11 protein-coding genes and 1 riboswitch are annotated in these 16188 nt (G+C 60.0%); of the genes, 7 read left to right on the top strand and 4 right to left on the bottom strand.

Annotated elements, in window-relative coordinates; all coding sequences use genetic code 11:
• Positions 1 to 622 precede the first annotated feature (622 nt).
• Positions 623 to 1441, top strand: a complete 819-nt coding sequence (locus tag ACCC96_RS14550; RefSeq protein ID WP_018929596.1) for a M48 family metallopeptidase — start codon at positions 623 to 625, stop codon at positions 1439 to 1441.
• A gap of 192 nt (positions 1442 to 1633) precedes the next feature.
• Here ACCC96_RS14550 and ACCC96_RS14545 read toward each other — a convergent pair whose 3' ends face one another.
• The 3 genes from ACCC96_RS14545 to ACCC96_RS14535 form a co-directional block, all read right to left on the bottom strand.
• Entirely contained in the window at positions 1634 to 2218 is a 585-nt protein-coding gene (locus ACCC96_RS14545; RefSeq protein WP_026286682.1) for a TMEM165/GDT1 family protein, read from the bottom strand.
• A 79-nt stretch (positions 2219 to 2297) separates the two neighbouring features.
• Positions 2298 to 2433, bottom strand: a riboswitch (yybP-ykoY riboswitch).
• 52 nt (positions 2434 to 2485) lie between these two features.
• Positions 2486 to 3484, bottom strand: coding sequence for a methyltransferase (locus ACCC96_RS14540; protein ID WP_413696179.1), 999 nt, complete (start codon positions 3482 to 3484; stop codon positions 2486 to 2488).
• Positions 3485 to 3517: 33 nt separating this feature from the next.
• Positions 3518 to 4483, bottom strand: coding sequence for a 2-hydroxyacid dehydrogenase (locus ACCC96_RS14535; RefSeq protein ID WP_413696178.1), 966 nt, complete (start codon positions 4481 to 4483; stop codon positions 3518 to 3520).
• Positions 4484 to 4774: 291 nt separating this feature from the next.
• Here ACCC96_RS14535 and ACCC96_RS14530 point away from each other — a divergent pair, with 291 nt between their 5' ends.
• A complete protein-coding gene (locus ACCC96_RS14530) occupies positions 4775 to 5404 on the top strand; it encodes a LysE family translocator (RefSeq protein WP_019582369.1) in 630 nt (209 codons plus the stop codon).
• Between the two features lie 13 nt (positions 5405 to 5417).
• Here the strand turns inward: ACCC96_RS14530 and ACCC96_RS14525 are convergent, their stop codons facing one another.
• Complete coding sequence (locus ACCC96_RS14525; RefSeq protein WP_413696177.1) at positions 5418 to 6188, bottom strand: AraC family transcriptional regulator; 771 nt, start codon at positions 6186 to 6188, stop codon at positions 5418 to 5420.
• 84 nt (positions 6189 to 6272) lie between these two features.
• On the opposite strand from ACCC96_RS14525, the gene ACCC96_RS14520 reads away from it, so the two are divergent.
• The 5 genes from ACCC96_RS14520 to ACCC96_RS14500 all read left to right on the top strand — a co-directional run bounded on the left by ACCC96_RS14520 (position 6273) and on the right by ACCC96_RS14500 (position 16078).
• Positions 6273 to 7457: an MFS transporter gene (locus tag ACCC96_RS14520; protein WP_413696176.1), complete on the top strand. Its 1185-nt coding sequence runs from the start codon at positions 6273 to 6275 to the stop codon at positions 7455 to 7457.
• Positions 7458 to 7604: 147 nt separating this feature from the next.
• Positions 7605 to 9287 carry a fatty acid--CoA ligase gene (locus ACCC96_RS14515; RefSeq protein WP_019651171.1) on the top strand — a complete coding sequence of 561 codons (1683 nt, stop codon included), beginning with the start codon at positions 7605 to 7607 and terminating at the stop codon, positions 9285 to 9287.
• A gap of 333 nt (positions 9288 to 9620) precedes the next feature.
• A complete protein-coding gene (locus ACCC96_RS14510; protein WP_019651172.1) occupies positions 9621 to 11510 on the top strand; it encodes a DUF1302 domain-containing protein in 1890 nt (629 codons plus the stop codon).
• Positions 11511 to 11538: 28 nt separating this feature from the next.
• Positions 11539 to 12903, top strand: coding sequence for a DUF1329 domain-containing protein (locus ACCC96_RS14505; protein WP_413696175.1), 1365 nt, complete (start codon positions 11539 to 11541; stop codon positions 12901 to 12903).
• A gap of 436 nt (positions 12904 to 13339) precedes the next feature.
• Entirely contained in the window at positions 13340 to 16078 is a 2739-nt protein-coding gene (locus ACCC96_RS14500) for a LuxR C-terminal-related transcriptional regulator (protein WP_413696174.1), read from the top strand.
• Positions 16079 to 16188 lie beyond the last annotated feature (110 nt).

Genomic DNA, 16188 nt, shown 5'->3' with positions numbered 1-16188 from the left:
CCGGGCGACGTTTTCCTTGATCAGACTGATCAGTTGCTCACGGCTCAGGCTCAGTTGCGGCTGGCCGTCGGCGCCCGGTGTGCCGATCAATGCGTTGACCCGCACCAGACCGCCGGCAATCAGCAGCGGCGCTTCGAGTTCGCGCTGGATCTGGCTGACCTGGGTTTGCGCCAGCGACGTCAGGCGCTGTTCGATGACTTGCTCGAACTGCGCCTGAGTCCGTTGCTGGACCATGTCTTGGGTCCGGGCGCCGGAAAACAGCGCGTACAGCACCAGGGCTGCGACAACGCTGAGCACAATGGCGCCGGCCAGGGCGGCAACGGAAAACTGGATCGACTTGAATTTCATGGGTGCTCCGCACGCAAGAGGACGTCTGCAGAGCTGTATCGGCACTGGGGCGGTGGGGCATGAGCCAGGTGTAACGAATTGGCTGTTTTAGAGTGCTGGATGTCGTAAATGAATCATTGCTGGCCGTGATCAGCCGCGGCGGACGCTGTTGTGTGAATTTTTTCCTACGGTGACCGGGGCTTTGTCTGAAATGTACGTGCTACACGTCCGTTGTATCTAGCGCCGATACAAATCCCCACCTAGGATACGCGGCATGTTTCCAGGGAGCTTCTTGATGAGTAAGACATTGGTTTTGTGTGCACTGAGTGCAAGTTTGCTGCTTGCCGGTTGTCAGTCGGTCAACACCACCAGCGGTGGCGCCGTGGGCGTTGAGCGCACGCAATACATGTTCAGTATGTTGTCGACCTCCGAGGTCAACCAGATGTACGCCCAGTCTTATCAACAGACCATCGGGGAGGCGAGCACCAAAGGCGTGCTGGATAAATCCAGTAATAATGCGAAGCGAGTCCAGGCCATCTCCAATCGCCTGATTGCCCAGGCACCGGTGTTCCGTCCGGATTCGGCCCAGTGGCAATGGGAAGTGAACCTGATCAAGAGCGACGAGCTGAATGCCTCCTGCGGGCCTGGCGGCAAGATCATTTTCTACAGCGGGCTGATCGACACCCTGCAACTCACTGATGACGAAATCGCCGCCATCATTGGCCATGAAATCGCTCACGCCTTGCGCGAGCACAGTCGTGAAGCGATGTCCAGGGCTTACGGTCTCGAAATGGCCAAGCAGGGCGCCGGTGCGTTGCTCGGTCTGGGGCAGGACAGCCTGGCTCTGGCGGACACCGTGGCCAAATACGGCATGACCTTGCCCAACAGTCGCGAGAACGAAAACGAAGCTGACTTGATCGGTCTCGAACTGGCCGCCCGCGCCGGTTACAACCCGAACTCTGCGATCACCCTGTGGAACAAAATGAGCAAGGCCTCGGAAGGCGCACCGCCAGAGTTCTTGAGCACTCACCCGGCGTCGGCCAGTCGGATTGCGTCGTTGCAGGCGGCGATTCCTAAAGTCATGCCGCTGTACGAGAAAGCCAGGAAATCCTGATCGTCAAGCGCTGAGGCTTGTGGCGAGGGGGCTTGCCCCCGTTGGGCTGCGAAGCAGCCCTCTTGAACTCTCCCACCACAATGCTTCAGCTACACCGTAGTCTGCTGCTTTGCGACTGCTGCGCAGTCGAACGGGGCGATGCGGCGTTCCGACAAGCCCCCTCGCCACAATTTTCTCCCACTGGAGCCAGGGTCAAACCCAGCCACTGCTCTGCATCGCCTTGTACACCGCGACAATCGCCAAAATGAAGAACGCCGACGCTGCCAAGCGACGGATCAGGGTCAGTGGCAGTTTTTCCGCTGCAAAATTACCCGCCAGTACCACCGGCACGTTGGCAATCAACATCCCGGCGGTGGTGCCGAGGATCACCAGCCACAGATCCGGGTATTGCGCGGCGAGCATCACGGTCGCGACCTGAGTCTTGTCGCCCATCTCCGCGAGGAAGAACGCAATCAGCGTGGTCAGGAACGGTCCGAACTTGCGGGCGGTGCTGGCTTCGTCTTCGTCCATCTTGTCCGGCACCAGGGTCCACAGCGCGGTGGCGGCGAAGCTCGCGGCGAGGATCCAGTGCAGCGTCGCATTCGAGAAGAAACTGCCGAACCAGGCGCCTACCGCACCGGCCGCCGCGTGGTTGGCCAGGGTCGCGGCGACGATGCCGGCGATGATCGGCCAGGGTTTGCGAAAGCGGGCAGCGAGAATGAGCGCGAGCAGTTGCGTCTTGTCGCCGATTTCGGCCAAGGCAACGATTGCGGTGGGAACGAGTAGAGAGTCCAGCATCATCAGGGTTTTCCTAAGGGGCGGGTCGACACGGCTATGACACGTACAGCCTTCCCGCCCCGGGTAAGGTGTTCGTGTCATAGGTCTTGTCAAACCCGGCGATCCGTCTGGTGCGGACGCTTGGGTCGCATACGCCATGGTCTGAGGACCAAGTATGTTGACGTATGCCGGACGAGCATGGCGCTCGTGGGAGACTACTCCCCTAGGACGGAGCGGATTCTGCCTAGGCAAATCCGATTGGGCAAGCCCTCTTTTGCAAAAGCTTTTTTAGCCGCGCTTGGCCCGGTAGATTCGGAAACCCTGGCCTTCAGCCTTGATTGCACACACGCCCAAGTGCTCTTCGATCAGTGGCTGATACTTCAGGAAACTATTCGCTACCAAACGCAGTTCGCCGCCGTTTTTCAGATGTTTAGCCGCTTTTCGCAGCAAGTTCTCTGTGGCGAAGTAGTCGGTGTGTACGCCGACATGGAACGGTGGATTGCTCAGAATCGCACTCAAACCCATGGGCGCGGCATCGATGCCGTCACCGGTCATCACCTCCGCTTCCAAACCGTTGGCGGCCAGGGTCAGGCGACTGCTGGCGGCGGCAAACGCGTCGACATCGAGCAGAGTGACCTGGTTGTGCGGGTAACGCCGCTTGACCGCCGCCCCCAACACGCCTGCGCCGCAACCGAAGTCCAGCAGGTGGCCGCTGGGCAGTTTGTCCAGATGTTCCAGCAGCAGGGCGCTGCCACGATCCAGTCGACCGTGGCTGAACACGCCTGGCAGGCTGATGACTTTCAACGGCCCTTCGGCCAATGGCAGTTCATAGGTCTGGGCCAGGCTTTCCAGCGACTTGGCTTCTGGCGCATTGGCCACGGTGACCTGCCAGAGCTGGCAATGCCGCGCACTGTCGAGCTTGCGTGGTTTGCCGAATGGGTTCAACTGCTTGGCCGCGCCTTCGATGCCGCTGCGTTTTTCGCCGACCAGGTACAACTCACGACCGGCCAGACGAGAGGCGAGGGCGTTGAGGATATAGTCGGTCAGGTCCTTGGACTTGGGCAGAAACACCACGGCGCTGTCGAATTCGCGCTCGGGCGCATTCACGCCAAAATGGCTGCGCCCGGCGAAACGGGCGTCCAGTGCTGCTTGATCACCGGCGTGCCAGCACCAGCCGTGGGCATCGGGCAAGCGACCCAGCAAGTCGTCGGCGGGCAAACCGGCCAGCAATACCGAACCCTGGAACAACTCGGCCTGACGAAGCAGTACTTCACTGCGCGGATCCATACTCTGCTCCTTGAAAAAAAGTGCCGCAGTTTATCAACTGACGACCCGCAGCGCTTTACCGCTGAAATAAGCCTGAGCGTTTTCCGTCAACTGGCCAACGATTCGCTGCCGCGCCTCGCGGCTGCCCCAGGCGTTGTGCGGGGTGACGATCAGCCGTGGAATGTCCTGGGCCAGCAGCGGATTGCCCGCAGTCGGTGGTTCGACACTCAACACGTCGGTGGCCGCGCCGCCCAAGTGGCCGTTGCGCAGGGCGTCGGCCAATGCTTTTTCGTCGATCAAGCCGCCGCGCGCGGTGTTGACCACGAAAGCACCGGGCTTCATCGAGGCCAGTTCACGGGCACCGATGAAGTGTCGGGTGTGTTCGTTGAGCGGGCAATGCAAGGTCAGGGCGTCGATTTGCGGCAGCAGTTCGTCCAGCGGCAAGCGATCCGGGCGGGCAGGGCGGCCCGGAATCTGCCCCAACAAGACGCGCATGCCGAACGCTTCGGCCAGCCGCGCGACGGCACCGCCCAGCTCACCGTGTCCGAGCAAACCGAGGGTTTTGCCTTCGAGTTCGACGATCGGGTAATCCAGCAGGCAGAACTGTTTCGCCTGTTGCCAGCGACCTTCGGCGACGGCTTTTTGATAGTCGCCCAGGCGCGTCGCCAGGTTCAGCAACAACATGATCGTGTGCTGAGCCACTGACGGCGTGCCGTAACCCTGGCAATTGCAAACGGTGATCCCGTGGGCGCGGGCGGCGGCCAGGTCGACGTTGTTGGTGCCGGTGGCGGTAATCAGGATCAGCTTCAACTCGGGGCTGGCCGCTATGGCCGCGGCATCGATCAGGATTTTGTTGGTGATGGCGACGGTGGCGCCTTTGAGGCGTTCGATCACTTGATCAGGTGTGGTCTGGGCGAACAGCTGCAAGTCGCTGAAGCACTCGCGTAGTGGGCTGAGGTCGAGATCGCCGAGATCCAGGGACGGATGGTCAAGGAAAACGGCGCGGCGAGAGTTCGTCATCAACTGTACCTTTTGTGCATTGAACTGAAGGCGTAATCTGCCGAGCCTACCAGATGAATGTAGTGCCTGGTCTGGCACAAAACCTGTGGCGAGGGAGCTTGCTCCCGCTCGGCTGCGAAGCAGTCGCAAACCGGATAACGCGGTATGCCTGACAATACTCGGTCGCCTGGGTTAGGGCGCGCTGCGCAACCCGGCGGGAGCAAGCTCCCTCGCCACAGATATGAAACGTGGCAAATAGGTGAGGTTTGCCTCGAAGATTTTTATTGATCGACCTGCCCAAAAGGAGCCCCCATGTACTGGACAGAATTCTTGACCGTTGCGCTGATTCACCTGCTGGCTGTTGCAAGCCCCGGCCCGGATTTCGCCGTGGTGGTGCGAGAGAGCGTGACTCACGGTCGCCGTGCCGGGACCTGGACGGCGTTGGGCGTTGGCTCGGCGATTTTCCTGCACGTCGGTTATTCGCTGCTGGGGATCGGGCTGATCGTGTCTCAGTCGATCGTGCTGTTCAACGCCTTGAAATGGGCCGCTGCCGCGTACCTGCTGTACATCGGCTACAAGGCCCTGCGCGCGCAACCGGCCAAACCTGCGGCTGACGATCTGCACCAGGAAGCGGGTGAGCGCACCGCGCGGGGCGCCTTCACTGCGGGGTTCGTGACCAATGGCCTGAACCCGAAGGCCACGCTGTTTTTCCTGTCGCTGTTCACCGTGGTGATCAACCCGCACACGCCGCTGGCGGTACAGGCCGGTTACGGGATCTATCTGGCAGCGGCAACGGCGCTCTGGTTTTGCCTGGTGGCGATGTTGTTCAGTCAACAACGCGTGCGCGCCGGTTTCGCCCGCATGGGCCACTGGTTCGACCGGACGATGGGCGCGGTGCTGATCGCCATCGGCGTGAAACTCGCGTTCACCGAGATGCATTGACAGTGCTGAGCGTCTATGGGGGATTGAGTTCGCTCAATTTGTTCAGCGCGTTCAGGTATTCCCGAGGGTTTTCCCCGAGCAAACGGCGAAACATTGCGCTGAACGCCCGAGCACTGCCGTAGCCCAGATCGCGCGCCACGCTCTGCACGCTTTCCCCGGCGAGCAGACGCGGCAGTGCTTCCATCAGGCGCAGTTGCTGGCGCCAGGCATTGAAATTCATCTTCAGTTGCTGCTGGAACAGCCGCGCCAAGGTTCGAGAACTGGCGCCGACCTGCTGTGCCCAGTCTTCCAGGGTGTTGGAGTGCTCCGGTGCGCGCATCAGCGCCAGGCAGATGCCCAGCAGGCGTCGATCTTCGGGCATTGGAATGTGTAGCGGAAGGTTTTCAAGGCTAGCGATCTCTTCCAGCATCAGCTTCTGAATCAATGAGTTTTCCGCGTGTCGCGGACCTTGCACCGCGCGCAGGATCAGCTCGCGCAGCAGCGGCGTGACGGCCAGCACGCAGCACTGCTGCAGCGTTGACGGCGACAGTTCGGGGGCAATGAACAGCGAACGCATGCGCACCTCGCCCGACATGAAAATTTCATGCGCCACCAATGGTGGAATCCACACGGCTCGGGTTGGTGGAATGACCCAGGCACCTTGCGCAGTGACCACTCGCATGGTGCCGCAAACGGCGTACAGCAACTGAGCTTCGCGGTGTTGATGCAGTTCCTGGTGAGCACCATCCACGTAGTCTCGCGGATAGGCGCTGACCGGCCCGTGCAGGAAATGGCTGATTAACATGTCAGATCCAATGACTTTGTTGTCAGGATTACTCTTTTTCGCCAACTTAGCATAAGCCGCTCACTACAACGTAAGCGTGCCGCGATGAACCAGTCCAGAAATGTCCTCCGCTATATCAACGCAGCCCATGTGATCGATCACATGTTCATGCTGATTTTCCCCGCCGCCGTTCTCGGCATGGCCCAGGCCTTCGCGCAGGACTACGCCGCGCTGATCGGCCTGTCTCTCGGTGGTTTTATTGCCTTTGGCGCCTGTTCGCTGCCGGCCGGCTGGTTGGGGGATCGCTGGAGCCGACGGAAAATGATGCTGGTGTTTTTTTTCGGCATTGGCGCTTCGGCAATCTTTACCGGCGTGAGCAGTAGCGCACCGATGCTGGTACTCGGCCTGACGCTGATCGGTATTTTCGCCGCGATCTATCACCCGGTGGGCACCGCGATGTTGGTGGCTTACGCGCAGAACCGGGGCCGTGAAATCGGTATCAACGGCATGTGGGGCAACCTTGGCGTGGCGTTTTCGGCGCTGATCACCGGGTTGCTGGTGGCGCAACTCGGCTGGCGTTCGGCGTTCGTTTTGCCTGGCGTGGTGGCGATTGGGCTGGGCATCGGTTTCGCGTTTCAGGTGCGCGAAGAACCGATCCCCAAGCGTGCGCACACACCGCTCAAAGATGCGGCTGGCCAGCGGATTTCCATGGTCATGGTGTTCGGCGTACTGGCCTTGGCCACCGCGACCGGCGGTGTGGTGTTCAACGCCACGACCATGACCTATCCGAAATTGTTTCAGGAACGCCTGCACGATTTGTTTACTTCACCGCAAATCCTTGGCGTCGTGGTCAGCCTGGCGTATGCCTTCGGCGCCGTGGCGCAGTTGAGCATCGGCCGGGTCTTGCATCGTTTCAGTCTGAAATGGCCGTTCATAGTGTTGACGCTGTGCCAGGCGCCACTGTTGTTCGGGTTGGCCTATGTCGACGGCTGGGCCGTGATCGTGCTGGGTGCGGCGTTCATGTTCGTGGTGTTTGGCCAGGTCACGGTGAATGATGCGATGGTCGCCAACTTTGTCGCGCCGCAATGGCAATCCCGAGTCTTCGCGCTGCGTTACTGTTTATCGTTCGGTGCCAGTGCTACCGCGATTCCGCTGATTTCGTTCGTCGAACCGCGCCAAGGTTTTGTAGGCCTTTACCTGATATTGGCGAGTATTGCGGCGTTGACCTTCGTGGCTGCAATGGTTTTCCCCCGGACACCAGCCGAGGCTGGCGTAGGAAAAATGGCGTAACGGTTGACGAACTCTCGCAAATGCTGGCGCAAAGCTAGCATTTGTACGGCTCTGCAAATCATACCTTTGGCTGATTTGGCTGGCGTTCAAGGCCTCTAGAGTGCTTAGCTTTAGCAGCCAAGACTGTGCAGTCAAAAAGGGACTCTTATGTTGCAGACTCGCGTTATTCCTCCAGCCGAGGGCGCTTACCAGTATCCGCTGTTGATTAAGCGGCTGCTGATGTCCGGTGCCCGTTACGAAAAAACTCGGGAGATCATCTATCGCGATCAGTTGCGCTACAGCTATCCGACCCTGATCGAGCGGGTCGCACGGCTCGCCAATGTGCTGACAGAAGCCGGCGTGAAGGCCGGGGATACCGTGGCGGTAATGGACTGGGACAGCCATCGCTACCTGGAGTGCATGTTCGCTATCCCGATGATCGGCGCGGTGATCCACACCATCAACGTGCGGCTGTCGCCAGAACAGATTCTTTACACCATGAACCACGCCGAGGACCGCTTTGTGCTGGTCAACAGCGAGTTCGTCGGGTTGTACAAGGCAATTGCGGGGCACCTGACCACGGTGGAGAAAACCCTGCTGCTGACCGACTTGCCGGAAAAGACTGCCGAGTTGCCGAACCTTGTCGGCGAGTACGAGCAACTGCTGGCCGCGGCGAGCCCGCAGTACGACTTCCAGGACTTCGACGAAAACTCGGTGGCCACCACGTTCTACACCACCGGCACCACCGGTAACCCCAAAGGCGTGTATTTCACCCATCGGCAACTGGTGCTGCATACCATGGGCGTGTCGACGATCATGGGCGCCATCGACAGCGTGCGGCTGTTGGGCACCAACGACGTGTACATGCCGATCACCCCGATGTTCCATGTGCACGCCTGGGGCTTGCCGTATGTGGCGACCATGCTCGGGCTCAAGCAGGTTTATCCGGGCCGTTACGACCCCGAGTATCTGGTGGAGCTGTGGCGCAAGGAGAAGGTGAGCTTTTCCCACTGCGTGCCGACCATTCTGCAAATGGTCCTCAATGCCAAGGCGGCGCAAAACGTCGATTTCGGTGGCTGGAAAATCGTCATCGGCGGCAGTGCGCTCAACCATGCGCTGTACGACGCCGCCAAGGCCAAGGGCATCCAATTGACCGCCGCTTATGGCATGTCGGAAACCGGGCCATTGGTATCATGCGCCCACCTCAACGATGAGCTGATGGCCGGTACCGAAGACGAACGCACCACCTACCGGATCAAGGCGGGTGTGCCGGGGCCGTTGGTTGAGGCGGCAATCGTCGACACCGAGGGCAACTTCCTGCCTGCCGATGGTGAAACCCAGGGCGAACTGGTGCTGCGTGCGCCGTGGCTCACCGAGGGTTACTTCAACGAGCCGCAAAAAGGCGCCGAGCTCTGGGCCGGGGGCTGGCTGCACACCGGCGACGTGGCAACCCTGGACAGCATGGGCGTGATCGACATCCGTGACCGGATCAAGGATGTGATCAAGACCGGTGGCGAGTGGATCTCTTCCCTGGACCTGGAAGACTTGATCAGTCGCCACCCTGCGGTACGCGAGGTAGCAGTAGTGGGCATCGCCGATCCGCAGTGGGGCGAGCGCCCATTTGCGCTGCTGGTGGTTCGCGAAGGGCATCAGATCGGGGCCAGGGAACTCAAGGAGCACCTCAAGCCGTACGTTGAACAGGGGCACCTGAGCAAGTGGGCTATCCCGAGTCAGATCGCCGTTGTTACTGAAATTCCCAAGACCAGCGTCGGCAAGCTCGACAAGAAGCGTATCCGCGTCGACATCACCGAATGGCAGGCCAACAACAGCACCTTCCTCTCGACGCTTTAAGCGTCATCTGGCGTGCCCGAAAGGGCACGCCAGAGCCACCAAGCAAGCGCTTGGCTTGTGAAATCCGAATTTTCAGCCATCCTTGCCGTGCCGACATATGTCGGACTGGCGAAAGGACTGTTCCAGAGTGGCCGGCAGCGCAAATCACACTTTAGAGGGATCAAGCACTACTACCTGCTGGCTATAGTCCGCTCAAGGATTTTTAAGAACGGAGCTCACGCAATAAACGGGGCGATGCAACTTTGGAGTGACTTCGGACCGCTTGGCTTCCGGTTACCCACAGCGTTTTTAAAAGTACTAAGCCATAACAATAATGCACATGGAGTAGCGTCGATGACATCAGTAAACCAGTTCTGGCGCCGGGCGAAACTGCCCCTGGCGGTCAGTCTTGCCTCTTCGCTCGCCGGGCCCGCATTCGGCGTCAGTTTCAACGTTGGTGAAATCGAAGGTCAATTCGACTCATCCCTGTCGATCGGAGCCAGTTGGTCTACTCAGAGTCCCAACAAAAACCTGATCGGCGTCAATAACGGGGGCCATGGCCTGTCCCAGACGTCTGATGACGGTCACGCCAACTTCAAGAGTGGCGAAACCTTCTCGAAGATCTTCAAGGGCATTCATGATCTTGAATTGAAATACGGCGACACCGGTGTCTTCGTCCGAGGCAAATACTGGTACGACTTCGAACTCAAGGATGAAAGCCGTGAGTTCAAGGACATCAGCGACAGCAACCGCAAGGAAGGCGCCAAATCCTCCGGCGGCGAGATCCTCGACGCCTTCGTCTACCACAACTACTCCATTGCCGATCAGCCGGGGTCCGTGCGCCTGGGCAAGCAGGTTGTGAGCTGGGGTGAAAGTACTTTCATCGGTGGTGGCATCAACTCGATCAACCCGATCGACGTGTCCGCGTTCCGTCGCCCAGGCGCCGAGGTCAAGGAAGGTCTGATTCCGGTCAACATGTTCTACGTGTCCCAGAGCCTCACCGACACCCTGTCGGCCGAAGCCTTCTATCAACTGGAATGGGACCAGACCGTCGTCGATAACTGCGGCACCTTTTTCTCCCAGCCCGACATCATTGCCGACGGTTGCGACAACAACCTGCGCGTGCTGAACAAGCGCTCGACCATTCCGGCCGCCGCTCTGCCGACACTGACCAGGCTGGGTGTCGACGTCAACCAAGAAGGTGTGCTGGTGCGCCGTGGCGCGGATCGCGATGCTCGGGACAGTGGCCAGTGGGGCGCGTCCCTCAAATACATGTTTGAGCCGCTGGATACCGAGTTCGGCGCCTACTTCATGAACTATCACAGCCGTGCGCCGATCTTCAGCGCCACGGGTGCTCCAGCGTCGGCCTATGCACGGGCAGCGGCCTTGCCGGGGGCGCTTCGGGCTCTTGCGCCATTGGTAGTCGCGGGTAACTCGAACTACTTCGTCGAATACCCGGAAGACATCCGCCTCTACGGCTTGAGCTTCTCCACTACCTTGCCTACCGGCACGGCGTGGAGCGGTGAGCTTAGCTACCGTCCGAACGCGCCGGTGCAGCTCAACTCCACCGACATTCTGTTCGCCGGCGTGCGTCCATTGGGCGGCGCCCTGACCAATGCTTCGCTGCTTAATGGTGTCCCGGGTCAGGACTTGCACGGCTATCGCCGCAAGGAAATCACCCAGTTCCAGACCACCCTGACGCACTTCTTCGATCAGGTCATGGGCGCCAGCCGTCTGACCCTGGTGGGCGAGCTGGGCGTGACCCACGTCGGCGGCCTGGAAAGCAGCTCCGACGTCCGTTACGGTCGCGATCCGGTCTACGGGCCTGGCGAACTGCCGTCCACCGGTGGCCTCGATACCTGCTCGGCGATCCTTAATACCAGCACCATCAACGGTGCCGGCCCAGGTGCCGCTACCAATAACCGCAGCCGCAATTGCAACGACGACGGCTTCACTACGGCCACTTCGTGGGGTTATCGCGCCCGGGCCATTTGGGAATACCCCGACGTATTCGCCGGTGTGAACCTCAAGCCGAACGTGGCCTGGTCCCACGACGTGAGCGGTTACTCGCCAGGCCCTGGCGGCAACTTCGAGGAAGGTCGTAAAGCGGTAAGCCTGGGGCTCGATGCCGAATACCAGAACACCTACACCGCGAGCCTGGCGTACACCAACTTCTTTGACGGCAAGTACACCACCGTAGATGACCGCGACTTCGTTGCGCTCAGCTTCGGCGTGAACTTCTAAGCACTGCATTTTCAGGACGAACACATTTATGAAAATAACAAAGAGTCTGTTCCATGTTGGTGTTCTGGGGCTTTCGCTGCTGGCGACCGCTGTCATGGCGGCGGTCCCTGCGGCCGAAGCGGACAAGCTGGGCAAGAGCCTGACCCCGATGGGGGCCGAGATGGCAGGCAACGCCGACGGCTCGATCCCGGCCTGGAAACCGATGCCAAAAAACGCCGGTAGCGTGGACAGCAAGGGTTTTCTGTCTGATCCGTTCGTGAGTGAAAAACCGCTGTTCACCATCACCGCGCAGAACGTTGACCAGTACAAGGACAAGCTTGCGCCGGGCCAGTACGCGATGTTCAAGCGCTACCCGGAAACCTTCAAGATGCCGGTTTACCCGTCCCATCGCGGTGCCACCGTGCCGGATGACGTGTTTGCCTCCATCAAGAAGAACGCCACCAACACTAATCTGGTGTCCGGTGGCAACGGTCTGGAGAACTTCGAAACCGCGATCCCGTTCCCGATTCCGAAAAGCGGCGTTGAGGTGATCTGGAACCACATCACCCGCTATCGTGGCGGCAGCGTGACCCGTCTGGTGACCCAGGCCACGCCGCAGCCGAACGGCTCGTTCAGCATGGTGTACTTCGAAGACCAGTTCGTGTTCCGCGACAAGATGAAGGATTACGACCCGAAAAACCCGGGCAACATCCTGTTCTACTTCAAGCAGAAAGTGACCGCCCCGGCACGTCTGGCCGGTGGTGTGCTGCTGGTGCACGAAACCCTCGACCAGGTAAAAGAACCGCGTTCGGCGTGGGTCTACAACGCCGGCCAGCGTCGAGTGCGTCGTGCGCCGCAAGTGTCCTATGACGGGCCGGGCACCGCTGCCGACGGCCTGCGTACCTCCGACAACCTGGACATGTACAACGGTGCACCGGACCGTTACGACTGGAAGCTCGAAGGCAAGAAAGAGATGTACATCGCCTCCGACAGCTACAAGCTCGACGATCCGAAACTGAAGTACACCGATGTTATCAAGGCCGGTCACATCAACCAGGACCTGGCTCGCTATGAACTGCGTCGGGTCTGGCATGTGGTCGCGACCCTGAAGGAAGGTCAGCGTCACATCTACGCCAAACGTGATTTCTACATCGACGAAGACACCTGGCAGGCAGCAGTGATCGACCACTACGACGGTCGCGGTCAGCTGTGGCGCGTCGCCGAGGCTCACGCCGAGAACTACTACGACAAGCAAGTGCCGTGGTACGCCCTCGAAACCCTGTACGACCTGCAATCGGGCCGCTACCTGGCGCTGGGCATGAAGAACGAAGAGAAGTCGGCGTATAACTTCGGCTTCACCGCCAGCACCGCCGACTTCACTCCGGCCGCGTTGCGTCAGGAAGGCGTTCGCTAAAATGTTGTAACCCGAGGCCGCATCCTCGAAAAAACGCCCCGACTGGTTCGCAATACCGTTCACTTAAGAGAGTCTTGAGTCAGAGAAACCTGTGGCGAGGGAGCTTGCTCCCGCTTGAGTGCGTAGCACTCACAAAAATCGGCAATGGTTGTCAGATTTTTGGGGCCGCTACGCAGCCCAGCGCGAGCAAGCTCGCTCGCCACAAAGGTAGGCATGACTGGGAGTGCGATTAAGTGAACAGCATTGCGACTGGTTCGGGGCGTTTTTTTGGCAGTTCATAAAGATCGTTGTCCGGTGTGGTTGTCCGGTTTACCGACATTTTTGCTCGTAGTCTTTTTGTAGCCATTTGTAGCAATAACCTTCAATAGCTCTTCGTTTACCGCTAGGCTGCGGACATCTGTAACGCCGCCATCAGTATTTCAAACAAGAGCCGGCCATGACTGATCTGTCTCCACTTCCGGGCCCTGCAAGCGTTGCCGTCGCGGCACTGGACGGGCGCTTTTTCCGGCCTCCGCTGCCTGCCGGCCATGTGCTGCGGCCGCGTCTGTGCGAGCGCCTGAGTGCAGGTCTCGGTGGCAGGCTGTTGCTGGTCAGCGCGCCGGCAGGGTTCGGCAAGAGTTCATTGGCGGTGGAGTTTTGTCAGGGGTTGCCAGATCACTGGCAAAGCCTGTGGCTGGGCTTGAGTCTGCGGGACAGTGATCCCGGCCGTTTTCTTGAGCGCCTGCTCGAAGGTCTTCAGGACTACTTTCCACAACTGGGCAGCCAGGCGTTGGGGCTGCTGAAAATGCGCCAACGTCATCAACCGTTCGCTTTTGAAGAATGGCTGGACGGTTTGCTCGATGAACTGGCCGTGCACCTCTCACCCAACACGCCGCTGCTGTTGGTACTTGATGACTATCATCTGGCCCAGGGCCCGGTGCTCGATCGTTGTCTGCAGTTTTTCCTCAATCATTTACCCGATGGCCTGTTGGTCATGGTCACCAGTCGGCAGCGCCCGGACTGGCATCTGGCACGCCTGCGGCTGTCGCGGCAACTGCTCGAGTTGCATGAGCAGGATCTTCGGTTGACCCATGATGAAGCCCTGAGCCTGCTTGATCGACACAGCATTTCATTGCGTGGCGAGGCGCTGGAGAGTTTGATCCAGCGCAGCGAAGGCTGGGTGGCAGGGCTGCGCTTTTGGCTATTGGCGGCCTCCGAGGCGGGCAGTGAGGGGGCATTGCCCCAGTCGCTGTACGGCGGGGAAGGGCTGATTCGCGACTACCTGCTCGAAGAAGTCATCGATTGCCTGCCCGCCGAGGTGCAGTCATTCCTGTACGACACCGCGCCCCAGGAACGCTTTTGCAGTGAGCTGTGCGACGCTGTGCGCGAGGCTCATGACAGCGCCGAGATCCTGCGTTTCCTGCTGGCGCATCAGGTGTTTCTGGTGCCGTTGGACGAACACGGTCACTGGTATCGTTATCACCACCTTTTTTCCGATCTGCTGCGCAGCCGGCCCACCGCCCAGGCGATGGTACCGACGGCCAGTCTGCACCTGCGCGCCTGCCGCTGGTTCAACGCCCAAGGGCTGCTCGATGAGGCGGTGGAGCAGGCGTTGCGCGCCGGGCATCTGGATGTCGCGGCGAATCTGGTGCAAAACCTTTCTGAAGAGCAACTGCTGGCCGAGCAGAACGTCGGCATGCTGCTGCGCTGGAAAATGGACTTGCCCGATAGTCTGTTAATCAGCACGCCACGGTTGATCGTGCTCTACAGCTGGGCATTGGGGCTGGCCTGTCAACTGGACGCCGCCGAGGAGCTGGCCAGTCACCTGAGCCGCTTCCTGCCGGCACCGTCGGCTACTGCGCAAAAATCCATGCTGGCGCAATGGCTGGCCCTGAGCGGGATCATTGCCCGGGGGCGAGGCAATCGCGAGCTGACCATGCTCTATTGCACCGAAGCGCTGGATAGCCTGCCGGCCAAACGGTATGGGCAGCGACTGATGTGCCTGTCGACATTGTCCAATCTGGCGATTGCCGACAGCGACCTCTGGCGTGCGAGGGGGTTGAATCGTGAGTCCCTTGAGCTGGCGCAACGGGTCGGCAATCCGTTGTTTGAAGCGCTGGCCCATTACGACCGCGCCCGCGTGCTGCAAGCGCGCGGGGAGATTCTGCGTTCGCTGGACGAAGTTCGCCAGGGGCTGCAGCGCCTGCAAGGTTTATCCCCACAACGGCTTTATGCGGTGCGCGCGCGCCTGACCTTGTACGAGGGTTTTTTGCTGGCGCTGCGCTTGCAACCCCAGGCTGCGCGGGTGCGATTGCAAGCAGGGCTGGGTGAAGCCCGGGCCTGTCGCGACATCAGCGTATTGATCGGCCACTGCGTGATTGCCCGGCTGGAGGGCAACATCGGCGAATTCGCGAAGGCCTTCGCCGAACTTGCCGAGGCCGAGCGCCTGATGCACATCTGGGATGTCCCGCCGATCTACTATCTGGCGATGATTACCCAGGTCAAATGTGAACTCTGGCTGGCCCAGGGCCGCACCGATCTGGCTGAAGCCTGGCTCGCGAGATTGGGCCAGACCTACAATGGCGAACACCCGGCGGCTCCCCCGGAATTCCATCCGCAATTGCCGCTGCACATTGAGTTGCAACAGGCGGTGCTGGACATGATGAAGGGCCAGCTCATGCTCGCGGAGGGGCGCCTGGATGCGCTGCATGAACACGGTCAGCGCAGCGGCCGGCAGATGCTCAGCGTGATGGCGCTGAGTCAGAAAGTCGCACTGTTGTTGGCAAGCGGACGCGAACCCGAGGCCCGCAAGGCGCTGGCCCAGGCTTTGGAAGCGGCCGCCGGAGGCGTCCTGCAACCGTTTGACCGATTACTGGTCGAGCACCCGGACTGGCTGCGCGGGCAACTTCAACTCTGTGCGCCGACGGCCGTTGCGCAGAACCTCTTGGAAAAGCTCCCAGTCATGGCTTCCCGTTCGGTGGTGGAGTCATCGCCAGTCGCCGAACAACTCAGTACACGTGAGTTGGCCGTTCTGCGACTGATCGCACTGGGGTGTTCGAATCAGGAAATCAGCGAGCAGTTGTTCATTTCGCTGCATACCGTTAAAACCCATGCCAGCCATATCAACAGCAAGCTGGGGGTCGAGCGGCGTACGCAGGCGGTGGCGCGGGCGAAGGAGTTGGGGGTGTTGGTTTAGCATCGCAAGAACAGTCCCCCACAAAAACGAAAACGCCCCGGACGAGTCGGGGCGTTTTCATTTGTACATTCCGGCCTGCATGACAGGCTGGAATTTACTTACGTGACGAA

This window comes from Pseudomonas sp. Pseusp11, from assembly GCF_047304405.1.
Taxonomy (GTDB): Bacteria; Pseudomonadota; Gammaproteobacteria; order Pseudomonadales; family Pseudomonadaceae; genus Aquipseudomonas.
The sequence above is the reverse complement of the archived record's forward strand: the minus strand, read 5'-3'. Positions and strand labels throughout refer to the sequence as shown.

What these genes read in the sequence shown, in the direction of transcription:
- ACCC96_RS14510 (WP_019651172.1), top strand. Translation starts at nt 9,621, where the DNA reads ATGACATCAGTAAACCAGTTCTGGCGCCGGGCGAAACTGCCCCTGGCG.
- ACCC96_RS14500 (WP_413696174.1), top strand. Translation starts at nt 13,340, where the DNA reads ATGACTGATCTGTCTCCACTTCCGGGCCCTGCAAGCGTTGCCGTCGCG.
- ACCC96_RS14540 (WP_413696179.1), bottom strand. Translation starts at nt 3,484, where the DNA reads ATGGATCCGCGCAGTGAAGTACTGCTTCGTCAGGCCGAGTTGTTCCAG.
- ACCC96_RS14505 (WP_413696175.1), top strand. Translation starts at nt 11,539, where the DNA reads ATGAAAATAACAAAGAGTCTGTTCCATGTTGGTGTTCTGGGGCTTTCG.
- ACCC96_RS14530 (WP_019582369.1), top strand. Translation starts at nt 4,775, where the DNA reads ATGTACTGGACAGAATTCTTGACCGTTGCGCTGATTCACCTGCTGGCT.
- ACCC96_RS14545 (WP_026286682.1), bottom strand. Translation starts at nt 2,218, where the DNA reads ATGCTGGACTCTCTACTCGTTCCCACCGCAATCGTTGCCTTGGCCGAA.
- ACCC96_RS14550 (WP_018929596.1), top strand. Translation starts at nt 623, where the DNA reads ATGAGTAAGACATTGGTTTTGTGTGCACTGAGTGCAAGTTTGCTGCTT.
- ACCC96_RS14525 (WP_413696177.1), bottom strand. Translation starts at nt 6,188, where the DNA reads ATGTTAATCAGCCATTTCCTGCACGGGCCGGTCAGCGCCTATCCGCGA.
- ACCC96_RS14520 (WP_413696176.1), top strand. Translation starts at nt 6,273, where the DNA reads ATGAACCAGTCCAGAAATGTCCTCCGCTATATCAACGCAGCCCATGTG.
- ACCC96_RS14515 (WP_019651171.1), top strand. Translation starts at nt 7,605, where the DNA reads ATGTTGCAGACTCGCGTTATTCCTCCAGCCGAGGGCGCTTACCAGTAT.
- ACCC96_RS14535 (WP_413696178.1), bottom strand. Translation starts at nt 4,483, where the DNA reads ATGACGAACTCTCGCCGCGCCGTTTTCCTTGACCATCCGTCCCTGGAT.